Origin of the sequence: Cohnella fermenti (assembly GCF_004801405.1) — a bacterium.
Taxonomy (GTDB): Bacteria; Bacillota; Bacilli; order Paenibacillales; family Paenibacillaceae; genus Cohnella; species Cohnella fermenti.
Genome location: NZ_SSOB01000078.1, coordinates 1 through 11,834 on the forward strand (window position 1 = coordinate 1; position 11,834 = coordinate 11,834).

Below are 11,834 nucleotides of genomic sequence, written 5' to 3' on the forward strand. Positions count from 1 at the left end.
CGAAGGATTAACGCCTCCTTTGCCAAAGTCCTTCACGGAATTCCCAGTAAAAATCTGGTATTAGCCTTGATTTTCGACTGGGTTTAGTTTGGTGTACCTTTTTTCTACTGCTCCTTGCTTGATGCGCGAATGAAATTTCCAATTCGCACGTTTCAAGGACTTGACATCATACCGCTGGACTTTGCTGCGACACGAATGCGATATTAGGATAAGTACTCTACATATAACGCCTGAGAGCATCAGAAAGTTGCGAGCATATTTGCGACGGCGGGCTAAAGCTTCCACAAAATAGCAACAGCCGCCAGGGCTGGAACCCCGACGGCTGCACAGGCTCTTCCTATTCTGTCCGCTGATCAGTCGCTTAACCGGCCTCGCTTAATCGAACCACGTCAGAACGACGAAGAGCATCAGGCCGAAGCTCAGCACCGAGCCTCCGAAGTAAAGCGTCCCCAGCCGCTTCTTCTGCTGGAACAGACTCAGCACTCCCATGCTGAACAGCGAGCCGACAAGCAGAATGAAGATGACCCCGATCACGAACAAGCCTGCCGATACGTTCGATACGTCCGTAATTTCTCCCACGAACCCGAATCCTCCCTTACGATGCGTTGCGGTCCTCTCTTGGGAACATGGACACGCATCTTGTGGTTCCATTATAACGGATTCATTCGGGAATAAACAATTCGACTTCTTGGCGATCTTCGGGCCTTTTCTTAAATCTTATCGTCAGTCTCCCGTCGTTCCAGGCCGCTCTGCCCGATCTCGCGTATACGAGGCCGGGGAACCTCACGACATGCTTGCCGCCGCCTGGCAAGCCGGTGATCCGAAGCCTCTCTGATGTCGCGTGGAGCCTGAGCTCCTCCGGCGTCACCTGCGGCGCGAACCGCAGCGTCACGTTCACGTGCTTGTCGCCTCTGGACGTCTCCGCCTTCACGACCGCCTTCTCGCCGCTGCGCGGCGGCGATTTGGCCTTCTGCATAATCTTGTTGACGTACTCGTTCAGCCAAGCGTTGTCATTCGCCTTGTCCCACTGCTCCAGCAGCTTCCAAGGCAGCTCCCGGCCCAGGAACTTCTGAATCTCCTTGAAGTCGGGGAGCGGTCCGCTGTCAAAGAAGGATGACACTCTTCCTCCCCCTCCGTCGCTTTGATGCCATCAGCTTATGCCTATTTTCCCCGACGGGTGTCCGCAATGCGCTTGCGATCCTGACGAACCTCTGGGCATTCGCCTTCATACACTGAAGCATGATTCTGTGCCAAGGAGCTGATTCGCCCGTGCCATGCATTATAGGTGCCGTGAAAATCCTCAGCGTAGGCTCCAGTGCCGTCGTTCAATTCGGGGACTCGATCCAGATCAGCCCTGCCAGCACGAGCAAGTCGTATGCCGGAGCCGGCTCGTTCGTGACGGGAGACCTGCCGCGCACGAATAACTTCATCAGCGCGACGAACACCGCGGACCAAGACGTTCAAGACTCCACGGAGAACAACCTGGGCAACAACGGTGTCGTATGATCCAGTGGAATATTACCCAGACCATCACGATAGGTCAGCTTAGAGTCGACGCGGTGACGAATTCTTCCGTCCTTCAGATTGGCAGCGCGGGCAGCATCCAGTCGCTCTCGCAGCTCTACAATAGCGGAGGCTATACCGAGCCCGCCCCGCAGCTCGGCGGCAGCGGCGTCCAGCAGGAGGTTCAGGAAGAGAATCAGTTGCTCTCGCTCGTTCCCTTGCCTAATCCGACGTAGGAGGAGTGAACAACAATGAACTCCCCATGGTACGGCGCAACGCAGCAAGCGGTCGAATGGCAGGCCTGGCTTCAGAAGTGCCAGCTTCTCGAACAGCAGCTCCAGCAAGCGCTCCTCCGAATCGACGCCATGCAGAGAGAGATCGACGACTTGAAGAATCGCCCTCCCATTCACGTCGAATACAACTTCGACCAGCTTAAAGTATCGAAGCTCGACGGGACGCTCAATATCGGCCTGACGCCTCAAGCGATGCAAGGAGTCGATTCCTTCGAAGTGCCCGTGCCGGGCATGTGGAGCGCTCCGCCTCAGCCCGAGGACCAGGCGGCCGCCCGCATCCGGGAGCTGCAGCGGGAAGCGATCGCCTACATGGAGCGCGAGGCGCCGACTATCATCGACCGGACGGCCGCTCAGATGGGCGCCCGCATCGACGGGCAGCACCGGAAGCTGATCGTCGACGACATCAGCGCCCAATTGAACGAGAGGGTTCATTATTACGCGAGGAATGCCCCTTACCCGGCGAACGGCGCCGAGGAGGAACAGAGCAAGTGGAGGCTGGGAGTTATGGAGAAGACGAAGAAGGACATCGGCACGGCCATCCGTCGCTATCTGGGCAACTTCGCCGTTCCGCCTTCTGCGGGAGGAGGAACGGCCGAATGACCGCCCCGATTGAGATAAACGTAAATAACGGCCCCGTCACGATCGGCGGCCTTGCGGTGCGAGGAGTAGCCAGCTCATCCGCTCTGCTGATCGGAGACACCGAATCGTTCACCCTCTATTCATACTTCGATACGCCGCCGGAATCGGTCATTATCGGCCCGCTTGTGCCGCTGCCCGAGCTTCCGGAGGAGGAGGAAGAATGACGCTGACGTGCCGGCTCGTGACGGCGGGCTTCGTTTACGTGAACACCGTCTCCTCCTCCGGCATCGTCCAATTCGGAGACGCCGCCGGAGCGACGACCTCGACCAATCGGCTCATCGCCGTTCAGCGGGCGGTGCCGATCTACGACAAGGACGAGACCCGCTTCTCCGCTTATCCGCTGTTCTACAAGCTGAAGCTGCAGCCGGGCGGCGAACCTCCCGCTCGGCTGAACTCTTCGTCCGCCGGATCGCCCATCCGCGTCGGGAACGTCTGCGTGCTGGGGATCAGCACGTCCTCGGTGCTTCGCTTCGGATGCTCCGGCCCCATCGGGGGAGAATCGCGCATCGTGAATATTCGCCAGTTCAACGATCTCCAGTTCAACAATCGGGACGCGGAGCAGCAACCGGGATATTAGCTGATTTTGGCCGTGGGTCATTGCAATGGGTACAAACGCACAGGAATGCACCCGCCTCCCCTCATATCCTGTCATTGTGATACGACATCACAAACACAAAACTCGGGAGGGTTGCACGATGGGCTATCCGGTTGCAGGCACGGGCTGCGGTACGACTTATGGCGGCATGGGCACCGCAGCATTCGCTCTTGTCCTCTTCATCCTGCTGGTCATCATCCTTCGCGCCGGCTGGGTCTAGGATAGACCCGCCACCCGCATGTCGCCTTGCCGGTTATCCGGCAAGGCGGTTTTAGCTTCTCCGGCGCTGCAATGCCGCCGGAGGCGCAACTGCTCGGTCAGATCGCTCCGGAGCTGCCGGGCGTGATCTGGCCGAGCTTCAGGCTGAGCTGCAACTGCAGCCGGTCCTCCGGATCGTCCAACGACACGCCGAGGATGCTCTGGATCTTATCAAGCCGGTAAACGATAGTATTGTAGTGGGCGAACAGCTTCTCCGAAGTCAGCTTGATATTCCCGTTGCATCGGAAGAACATCTCAAGCGTCTCCATGAGCCTCCCGCCGCCCTTCTTGTCCGCTTGCTGCAGCGGAAGCGAGAAGCGCTGCAGGAATTGCTCCCTCTCTTCGCTGGAAGGAATGAGATAGAGCAAGGAATAGACGCCCAAGCGGTCATAGGTGACCACTTCTCCGAGCAAGCCGCATACCTCCGCGACTTGGCGCGCCCGCTTCGCTTGGGACAAGCTCGCGGGTAGCCGATCCGCCCGCTCGGCTACCCGCCCCGAGTAGAGCTTAAGCTCCGGATCGCCGAGCAGCGGACGCAGCTCCGTCAGAAGGCGCTGCAGCAAGCCTGTCGGCGAGGCTTCCGCCTGAGCCTCCGGCCTAAGCGATTCCGGCACCGGCACGATCAGGACAAGATCCCCCCCGACCGGCGCGGCGAGCAGCGCATCGACAACGCGCAGCCGTTCCGAGCGCAGCCGGCGAGCAAGCTCGCGCAGCTTCTCCGCGGGCGGCGCCGGGTCCGTCATCCCGACGACGACGGCACACAGCGGCGTCTGCTCGGGAATCGTGCAACCGCACACCTCGGCGCGCAGCTTCCAGTCGCTCTCCGAGACGAACTTGCCGAGGAGCCAGTCCTGCAGGAATTGGTCCAGGTACTTCCCCTCCACCTCGCGCACCGCTTCCACATTCGCCAGCTCCAGGCCGGCCAGAGACGACAAGCGCTCGACACTCAGCACGTCGATCGGCACGATATCCCGGTTCCGCTCCAGAAGCACAAGGCACGCCTGCTTCATCCGCTGGGCGGGAATCGGATTGACGTACGCCCGGAAAGAGTTCTGCAGCAGCACGAAGCCGTTGCTGAGTCCCCTGCCGACATGGCGGAACGTGAGCGACTGCACGACCGGCCATACCTCGACCGGGTCCGCGTTGCGAAGCCCTTCGGACAACCATGGCTTCTCCTGCTCCCGAACGACCGCAACCGGGTTGCCGAGCATCATCTCCATGGCATCCAGGAAGGCGTACAGCCCGCTTCCGTCGAGCAGCAGCCGGGTCATGCTCGAGATCCGGTTCTGAAGATCGGCGAGCAGAGCCGCTTCCTGCGCCAGAACATTCTCCATGACCGTGCGGACAACATCGGAGAAGCTCATGTCCGGAGGCAGCTCGATCAGCGGAATGCGCTGCCGCTCCGCTTCCTCGATAACCTCCTTCGGCACCTCGTCGATAAATCTCTTCGTCTGGATGCCCAGCGCCGCGATTCCTCGCTTGGCCAGCTCGGGAATGAGCTGCAGAAGCTTGCCTTGATCTTCGCGGAACGGATACCCCGTCGTCACCAGCAGGTCTCCCGCGCGCACCCATGGCTCGATGTCCGGAACCTCCATCACGTTTACTCTCGCGACCGTGCCCTGCAGCCCCCTCTCTCCGGCCACCAGCCGGGCCTGCAGGAACAGCGGCAGCCGCAGCAGCTCCCTAACCGTAAAGGCGGCATCTCCGGGACGAGGGTCGTGATTCGATTCCTTGCGAGGGATTGCAGCCATTCCCATTCCTCCTAGTCTTGCGCCGCCCCTGGCAGATCGACGTCGGCTGCGAACGAAGTCTCAAACCTCCGCCCAGCACGCCCCTATCTATCGCGGCGAACTCTAATTGCGTAAGATAACATAACGAGTAATCAAGACGTTTTTGGTTTTTCTTTATTTATGTTATATTTTATAACACATTTAAGCAAATGTCTTTAGCCCTCTTCTATATTAATTATGAAAATTTTGTTGGATGCCGCCAACGTCTCACCGAGAAACGCCGATATGTATGTGATGATTAGTAACGCACATGCAGATAAAACAGCCGGCAACGCCAATCCAATCCCATTATGCCGCCTCTCCCGATCGCTCAGGCTCTCGCCCGCCAACTCCGCCGCACCGGAATGCGTCGACAGTCGAATCAAGCCCCTGAGTCAATGGGAGAAGAGCCATAACGCCGGCAAAAGCTGCCCGGGCTCGCTTGACTCCAAGAGGCGCTTCCAAGTGACGATTCACAGGAACAAAAAAAGAAGCCGTCGGCAGCCTCTCGGCGCCCGGCTTCATTGTCGCGGTCGTTCCAACGATAATGTGTTCGAATGATCAGTTCAGTCGATGGTTCGGTCGGCATTCCCCCGCTTGGGCCCCAGTCAGACGGTTTGTCCGTCAGGAGCCGTTAGTTCGCGGGAAGCACACCCTTCTTCAGGATTACGTTGGCGTACAGCGCTCCTTCTCCGGTCGCCACAATCGCATGAGCTGCGCGGGCTCGCTCATAGAAGGCGAAGCGTTCCACGTGCTCGAAGGGAACGTCCAGTCCCGCTTCCTCGCGCAGAATGTCGCCGTACACGCCCCAGATCGGCGTCTCCGTCTTGTCTCCCGGCACCACCTGCATAAGGGCTGCCGGTCGATCGACGTACGGATCGAGAGGCATGAGCTTCGCGATCGCCCTCAGCAGCTCCGGGATGCCGTGCCCGTCGGCGCGCACGAGACGCTGCGCATGGCTGGCGGCCGGAAAATTGCCGTCGGCCAGAACGATCTCGTCGCCATGCCCCATCTCCATAAGAATTTTGAGCAGCTCAGGCGAGATTAAACTCGGGATTCCTCGCAACATCCGGCTTTGCCTCCTAAAATCTCTATTCAACCTTCACGTCAACCTTCACGCATTCGCGCGGCCGTAAGCGGCGTATCGCTCGTAGGCCTCCACCCAGCCGCTCTCCGCCGCCTCTGCCGCGTACGTCTCGATCGGGAACGAATCCAGCACAAGGCGCCTCGCTTCGTCCAGGTCGCGGCATTCGCCGGTGGCGATGAATTGCGCCAGCATGTTGCCGATGACGCTCGCCTCCACCGGCCCCGCCCAGACGGGGCGAGCAATCGCGCTCGCCGTGAAGCGGCACAGCAGCTTGTTCTGGATGCCGCCGCCGACCATGTGCAGACCGGCGAAGCCCGCGCCCGTCAGCTTCTCCATCTGCTCCAGCGCCTGGCGGTAGCGAAGCGCCAAGCTCTCCAGAATGCAGCGGGCGTATTCCCCCGGCTCGCGCGGCGCCAATTGGCCGGTCTCCTCGCAGAACTCGCGAATCCGCCCAAGCATGTCCCCCTGGCCGAAGAAGCGCGCATCGTCCGGGTGAATCAGGCTGCGGAACGGCTCGGCCCGTTCCGCCCGCTCGGCCAGCTCGGCATAACCGATCCTCTCGCCGAGCTCCTCCCACTCCCTCCTGCATTCTTGCAGAATCCACAGCCCCATAATGTTCTTCAGAAGCTGGAAGGTATCCCCGACCCCGCCTTCGTTCGAGAACTCCAGCTCTCGGGCCTCGTCCGTCAGCAGCGGCTCCAGCAGCTCCGTGCCGAGCAAGGACCACGTTCCGCACACCAGATAGGCGAACCCGCCCCCTTGCGCCGGCACGGCCGCAATCGCGGATTCCGTATCGTGCGTCCCGACCGCGACCGCCTGCAGCTTAGGCGCGTTCAGCTCTCTGGCAACGCTCTCGGACAGCGAGCCGACGATCGTGCCCGGAGAGACCGGATTCAGGAACATCTCCGAAGGAATGCCGAGCCGTTCCATAAGCGGCTTGTTCCATTCGCGCCTCGCCGGATCGAAGAGCGCCGTTGTCGTCGCCATCGTGTACTCGCAGCTCCGGATGCCGGTCAGCAGATAAGTCAGCAAGTCCGGCGTCAGCAGCAGCGTGCGGGCGATCTCAAGCTTCGGCGAACCCGCCTTGACCATTGCGTACAACTGATACACCGTGTTGAACGGCATGAATTGCAAGCCGCTCTCGCGGTACAGCGCCTCGGCCCCGACGAGCGCATGGATCTCCTCGATGAGCCCATCGGTGTGCGGATCGCGGTAATGATAGGGATTGCCGAGCAGCTCCCCGTTCGCGTCGAGCAGACCGAAGTCCACGCCCCACGTGTCAATGCCGAACGTCGTCGGCTCGAAGCCCATCTGCCGGCACAAGCGAATGCCCTTCTTCAGCTCGTTCAGCAGCCGGAGGATATCCCAGTGAAGGTGCTCGCCGACCTGAACGGCCTCGTTCGGGAACCGGTGCACCTCCGTCACTTCAAGCTTGCGCGAGCCGCCCTCTCCCTGGATAAGCCGCCCTGCGAAGGCGCGGCCGCTCCCCGCCCCCAGATCGAAGGCAAGCGCCGTCCTTGCGATATTCATGACCACTCCTCCTCTCGCTGACGCGCACCGTTCTTACTTCATTTTCTGAAGCAATTGGATCCGATACGCTTCGCTCTCGAGCGAGGCAATCTCGTCGGTCTCTTCGCGCGTCAGCACCTTCGGCTCCTTGATCGCCTTGGCGATCAGGAAGATCTTCGCGCTCTCCTCGACGACCTCCGTCCGGTAATACGCCTCGCGCAGGTTGCGCCCGGTCGTGACCAGGCCGTGATTGCCGAGCAGGATCGTCGAGGAGCCGATCTTCTCGACAACCGCGTCCGCCAGCCGGTCCGTCGTCGGCAGCACGTAATCGACGTACACCGTCTTCCCGACGAGCGCCGCCTGGTCCGGGAACATGATCGGAAGCTCCTTCTCCACCAGGGTGAAGGCGATGCAATAAGGAGGGTGCGTGTGCACCATGGCCCCGATATTCGGATTCTCGCGATAGGCGTACAGGTGCATGAGCACCTCCGACGACGGGCGAAGCCCGATATCGGTCACCTCTCCCGTCGCAATGTCGACCTCCACCCACTGCTCCGGCGAGATCTCATCAAGCGCGAAGCCGCTCGGGGACAGGTACATCTTGCCTTCGTGGCGCGCGCTGATATTGCCCCCGGGACCGACGACCAGCTTGTTCGCTACGGTCTTCCTCGCATACTTGCACAATTCCTCGCGTATGGCTTGACTGCTCATCGAATTCTCTCTCCTTTACTTGTACAGAGGCCCGAAGTTCGCGCAAGCGCGATAGTCCGCGCCTTCCGATTCCGCCGTTCCGAACAGCCCCCAAGCCCGCGGGCGGAAAAGCTTCTCCTTGGGAACGTTGTGCATACTGACCGGAATGCGCAGCATCGAGGCGAGCGTGATCAGGTCGGCGCCGATATGGCCGTAGCTGATCGAACCGTGATTCGCTCCCCAGTTGTCCATCACGTCGTACACGCTCGCGAACGCGCCTTCGCCCGTCAGCGTCGGCGCGAACCACGTCGTCGGCCACGTCGGATCGGTCCGCTTGTCGAGCGTGTCGTGCACGTCCTGCGGAAGCTCGACGGAATACCCTTCGGCAATCTGCAGCACCGGACCGAGCCCCTTCACCAGATTCAAGCGGGACATCGTCATCGGCATGCCGCCGCGCGTCAGGAAGTCCGAGGAGAAGCCGCCCCCGCGGAAGTATTCGACCGACGCCGGGCGCCAGGACGTCGCGTCCAGACACTTCTGCGCCTCGTCCTCCGTAATCTCCCAGAACGGCTTCATCACCGGCTGGCCGTCCTTCGTCTGTTCGCCCGTGCCGTCGAGCGTAGCGGCTCCGGAGTTGATCAAGTGCAGGAGGCCGCCGGCTGCGTCTCCGCTCAGCTTGTGGCCGGTCACGCGCTCAACGGCGTCCGGGCTCCAGTACGTGCGAACGTCCGCGAAGATCTGCGCCGTGTTCGTCAGCAGGTAGCCCAGCAGCATGACGACGCCGTTCAGGCTGTCGTTCTCCGTCGCCACGATATAAGGAGCGCGGATGCCGTTCCAGTCGAACGACGAGTTCAGGATCGCTTCCAGGAAGTCGCCGTTCGGCATATGGTCCGTCCATTGGCGTTGGCCTTGGAAGCCCGAGACAATGGCATTATGGCCTTGCGCCTCTTCGGCGAAGCCGAGCTCGACAAGACGCGGATTGCCGACCATGAGGTCGCGGGCGATCAGCGCCATCTTGACGACGGTCTCCCATTCGCTGTCCTTGCGTTCGCGGGAGGACTGAAGCTGAGCCGGGTTGTTGTCCGTCCCTTCCTTGCAGTTCTCCTTGACCCAAGCGAGCGCGCGCTCGAACTCGACCGGATCGAAGATCCCTTCGTTCATGCGGCGATTGTATTCGCTCATATCGATGTATTCCGTTCTCATGCCCAAGTAATCCTGGAAGAAGGAATCGCTTACAATCGAACCCGCGATGCCCATCGAGACGGAGCCCATCGACAAGTACGACTTGCCCTTCATCATCGCAACCGCAAGGCCGGCGCGAGCGAAGCCGAGCAGCTTGCCCTTCACGTCTTCCGGAATGTCGGTCGTGCCCGAGTCCTGCACGTCTTCACCGTAGATGCCGAACGCCGGGAGTCCCTTCTGCGCGTGGGCGGACAATACGGCGGCGAGATAAACCGCGCCCGGGCGCTCCGTGCCGTTGAAGCCCCAGATCGCATTCGGCGTCGAAGGGTTCATGTCCATCGTCTCGGTGCCGTAGCACCAGCAAGGCGTGACCGTTATCGATACCCCTACATTCTCGCGGGAAAATTTCGCTGCAGCGGCGGCGGATTCCGCCACGCCGCCGATCGTGCTGTCGGCAATGACGCACTGGGCGGGGGTTCCGTCCGGATAACGCAGATGCTCCGCAATCAGCTTGGCGACGCCTCTGGCCATGTTCATCGTTTGCTCTTCGAGCGATTCCCGGACTCCCTTGCGCCGTCCGTCTATCGTCGGCCGAATGCCGATCTTGGGGAATTCGCCCTTCCAACGAAATGCTTGCTCTGCCATCTCATCGCACCTCCGGATAATTTTAAAAAAATGTTACCGATAACATCAAAGTAACAGGGATATCTCTTGCTGTCAACCGGGAAGTTCGGTAAGATAAAAAACAAATAAGACGCTGAAAAAACCAAATAAGATCAGGCAAGGAGCTCTGCATATGGTTACGATCTATGACATCGCTGCGCAGGCGGGCGTATCCGCGATGACCGTGTCCAGGGTTATCAATAACACGGGCAAGATCAGCGACAAAACAAGGGCCAAGGTGCAGCGGGTAATGGATGAGCTGAACTACGTGCCGAACCATATGGCGCGCAGCCTCGTCCTGCAGCAGAGCAAGCTGCTGTTCCTGCTCATCACGGACATTACGAATCCGTTCTATACGACGCTTGCGAGAGGGGCGGAGGACGCCGCGAAGAAGAGCGGCTACCGCCTGCTCTTCGGCAACTCCGACGAGAGCTCCCAGAAGGAGAAGGATTATATCGACACGATTCTGTCGACGCGCGCGGACGGAGTGCTCATCGCTCCCGCTTCGGACTCGTCCCTCCCCCACTTGGAGAGCCTGCGGAGGCACAACGTCCCGTTCGTGCTGCTCGACCGCGAGGTGCCGGGCATGGGCAGCGACGTCGTGCTCGGCGACACGAAGGAAGGCGCGCGCAAGCTCGTCGATCATCTGATCTCCCTGGGGCATCGCCGCATCGCTCTGATCAACGGCCTGCCCACGATCTCGAGCGCGCGGCTGCGGCTCGAAGGCTTCCGCGAAGCGCTGAAGCTTGGCGACCTCGCCTACGACGAGCAGTACGTGCTCGAATCGGCTTTCGAGCCGAAGAGCGACCTGTCGGACATCGAGAGCTGGCTCGACTCGATGGACCCCGCCCCGACCGCGATCGTGGCGGGCAACAACGTGCTCGCGGTCGAGGTCATCCGCACGCTGCACGCCCGGGGCCTGCGAGTGCCGGACGATCTGTCGGTCGTCGGCTTCGACGATCTCGGCCCGTACTCGGAGATCGATCCGTTCCTGACCGTCATCGCGCAGCAGGCCTACCAATTCGGCTATCTCGGCATGCAGATGCTCATCGAGCGCATCGAAGAACGCGGAGCGGCCGCGCAGCCTTGGCGCCGCGTCGTGCTCCCGGCCGAGCTCGTCGTCCGCCGCTCGGTCGCCAAGCTGCCGGAGTGAGGCCTCCCGCTCCGGCGGAGTGCTCGGCGGAGCGGGAGGCGGAGCGGTCAGAGTGCTCGGCGGGATGCCGGTCGGGTGAAGGAGTGGCGGGGGTGTGGCAGAGCAGGTGACCGAGTGTGACGGTGGAGTAGGAGACTGAGCGGCGGCGGAATGTCAGAGGGTATGCATGGTAGACGAATACTTCGGGGTTATCCGTGGGCGCGCGAAATGATGCTCGAACTGCTGCGCGCCTTATTCGATTTCGGCCCGCGCTCCCGCTCACGTCCCATTAAGCGCCCGGCCTCGCACACGTTCCTCGCAGCCCCTCCCGACCTCGCCACACTCGACTTGTCACATTCATCCGCCGATTCCACCTCTCCCGGGCACATTTTATGGTCGAGTAGGTAGGGCCTCTCCTTTCGAGGATTGTGCCCGTCCCCCTCACAGATCCGTACGTGCGGAATTCCCGCATACGGCTCTTCGACGCATCTTTCACAGAATGGTTATTTGTAGA

General features: G+C 60.9%; 14 protein-coding genes. 7 read left to right on the forward strand and 7 right to left on the reverse strand.

Going from position 1 to position 11,834, the window contains the following annotated elements:
- Window positions 1-375 precede the first annotated feature (375 nt).
- Window positions 376-579 carry a hypothetical protein gene (locus E6C55_RS32640; RefSeq protein ID WP_136374022.1) on the reverse strand — a complete coding sequence of 68 codons (204 nt, stop codon included), beginning with the start codon at window positions 577-579 and terminating at the stop codon, window positions 376-378.
- Window positions 580-661: 82 nt separating this feature from the next.
- Entirely contained in the window at window positions 662-1,120 is a 459-nt protein-coding gene (locus E6C55_RS32645; protein WP_136374023.1) for a hypothetical protein, read from the reverse strand.
- Between the two features lie 149 nt (window positions 1,121-1,269).
- On the opposite strand from E6C55_RS32645, the gene E6C55_RS32650 reads away from it, so the two are divergent.
- From E6C55_RS32650 to E6C55_RS32675, 6 genes are all read left to right on the forward strand, one after another.
- Window positions 1,270-1,506 carry a spore germination protein gene (locus tag E6C55_RS32650; protein ID WP_136374024.1) on the forward strand — a complete coding sequence of 79 codons (237 nt, stop codon included), beginning with the start codon at window positions 1,270-1,272 and terminating at the stop codon, window positions 1,504-1,506.
- Window positions 1,506-1,739, forward strand: a complete 234-nt coding sequence (locus tag E6C55_RS32655) for a spore germination protein GerPB (RefSeq protein WP_136374035.1) — start codon at window positions 1,506-1,508, stop codon at window positions 1,737-1,739. The genes E6C55_RS32650 and E6C55_RS32655 overlap by 1 nt, the downstream gene beginning before the upstream one ends.
- Window positions 1,740-1,754: 15 nt before the next feature.
- Window positions 1,755-2,396 carry a spore germination protein GerPC gene (gerPC, locus tag E6C55_RS32660; protein ID WP_136374025.1) on the forward strand — a complete coding sequence of 214 codons (642 nt, stop codon included), beginning with the start codon at window positions 1,755-1,757 and terminating at the stop codon, window positions 2,394-2,396.
- The gene (locus E6C55_RS32665; protein ID WP_136374026.1) at window positions 2,393-2,599 is read left to right on the forward strand and encodes a spore gernimation protein GerPD; all 207 of its coding nucleotides are present in this window, start codon (window positions 2,393-2,395) and stop codon (window positions 2,597-2,599) included. The genes gerPC and E6C55_RS32665 overlap by 4 nt, the downstream gene beginning before the upstream one ends.
- Window positions 2,596-3,012, forward strand: a complete 417-nt coding sequence (locus E6C55_RS32670) for a spore germination protein GerPE (RefSeq protein WP_136374027.1) — start codon at window positions 2,596-2,598, stop codon at window positions 3,010-3,012. The genes E6C55_RS32665 and E6C55_RS32670 overlap by 4 nt, the downstream gene beginning before the upstream one ends.
- A 118-nt stretch (window positions 3,013-3,130) precedes the next feature.
- Complete coding sequence (locus E6C55_RS32675) at window positions 3,131-3,250, forward strand: MYXO-CTERM sorting domain-containing protein (RefSeq protein ID WP_136374028.1); 120 nt, start codon at window positions 3,131-3,133, stop codon at window positions 3,248-3,250.
- 97 nt (window positions 3,251-3,347) lie between these two features.
- Here E6C55_RS32675 and E6C55_RS32680 read toward each other — a convergent pair whose 3' ends face one another.
- From E6C55_RS32680 to E6C55_RS32700, 5 genes are all read right to left on the reverse strand, one after another.
- Window positions 3,348-5,039: a PucR family transcriptional regulator gene (locus E6C55_RS32680; RefSeq protein ID WP_168736004.1), complete on the reverse strand. Its 1,692-nt coding sequence runs from the start codon at window positions 5,037-5,039 to the stop codon at window positions 3,348-3,350.
- A 652-nt stretch (window positions 5,040-5,691) separates the two neighbouring features.
- Window positions 5,692-6,126, reverse strand: coding sequence for an RbsD/FucU family protein (locus tag E6C55_RS32685; protein WP_136374030.1), 435 nt, complete (start codon window positions 6,124-6,126; stop codon window positions 5,692-5,694).
- 45 nt (window positions 6,127-6,171) lie between these two features.
- Window positions 6,172-7,674 (reverse strand): rhamnulokinase, encoded by a 1,503-nt coding sequence (locus tag E6C55_RS32690; protein ID WP_136374031.1) that lies wholly within the window; start codon window positions 7,672-7,674, stop codon window positions 6,172-6,174.
- A gap of 33 nt (window positions 7,675-7,707) precedes the next feature.
- Window positions 7,708-8,364 (reverse strand): class II aldolase/adducin family protein, encoded by a 657-nt coding sequence (locus E6C55_RS32695; RefSeq protein WP_136374032.1) that lies wholly within the window; start codon window positions 8,362-8,364, stop codon window positions 7,708-7,710.
- Window positions 8,365-8,379: 15 nt separating this feature from the next.
- Window positions 8,380-10,170 (reverse strand): L-fucose isomerase, encoded by a 1,791-nt coding sequence (locus tag E6C55_RS32700; RefSeq protein ID WP_136374033.1) that lies wholly within the window; start codon window positions 10,168-10,170, stop codon window positions 8,380-8,382.
- Between the two features lie 151 nt (window positions 10,171-10,321).
- Between E6C55_RS32700 and E6C55_RS32705 the strand changes: the two genes are divergently transcribed.
- Complete coding sequence (locus tag E6C55_RS32705) at window positions 10,322-11,341, forward strand: LacI family DNA-binding transcriptional regulator (protein WP_136374034.1); 1,020 nt, start codon at window positions 10,322-10,324, stop codon at window positions 11,339-11,341.
- Window positions 11,342-11,834: the final 493 nt, after the last annotated feature.

Coding starts and splice junctions, on each gene's coding strand:
- E6C55_RS32685 (WP_136374030.1), bottom strand. CDS start 6,126: ATGTTGCGAGGAATCCCGAGTTTAATCTCGCCTGAGCTGCTCAAAATT.
- E6C55_RS32695 (WP_136374032.1), bottom strand. CDS start 8,364: ATGAGCAGTCAAGCCATACGCGAGGAATTGTGCAAGTATGCGAGGAAG.
- E6C55_RS32705 (WP_136374034.1), top strand. CDS start 10,322: ATGGTTACGATCTATGACATCGCTGCGCAGGCGGGCGTATCCGCGATG.
- gerPC (WP_136374025.1), top strand. CDS start 1,755: ATGAACTCCCCATGGTACGGCGCAACGCAGCAAGCGGTCGAATGGCAG.
- E6C55_RS32680 (WP_168736004.1), bottom strand. CDS start 5,039: ATGGCTGCAATCCCTCGCAAGGAATCGAATCACGACCCTCGTCCCGGA.
- E6C55_RS32675 (WP_136374028.1), top strand. CDS start 3,131: ATGGGCTATCCGGTTGCAGGCACGGGCTGCGGTACGACTTATGGCGGC.
- E6C55_RS32700 (WP_136374033.1), bottom strand. CDS start 10,170: ATGGCAGAGCAAGCATTTCGTTGGAAGGGCGAATTCCCCAAGATCGGC.
- E6C55_RS32670 (WP_136374027.1), top strand. CDS start 2,596: ATGACGCTGACGTGCCGGCTCGTGACGGCGGGCTTCGTTTACGTGAAC.
- E6C55_RS32690 (WP_136374031.1), bottom strand. CDS start 7,674: ATGAATATCGCAAGGACGGCGCTTGCCTTCGATCTGGGGGCGGGGAGC.
- E6C55_RS32665 (WP_136374026.1), top strand. CDS start 2,393: ATGACCGCCCCGATTGAGATAAACGTAAATAACGGCCCCGTCACGATC.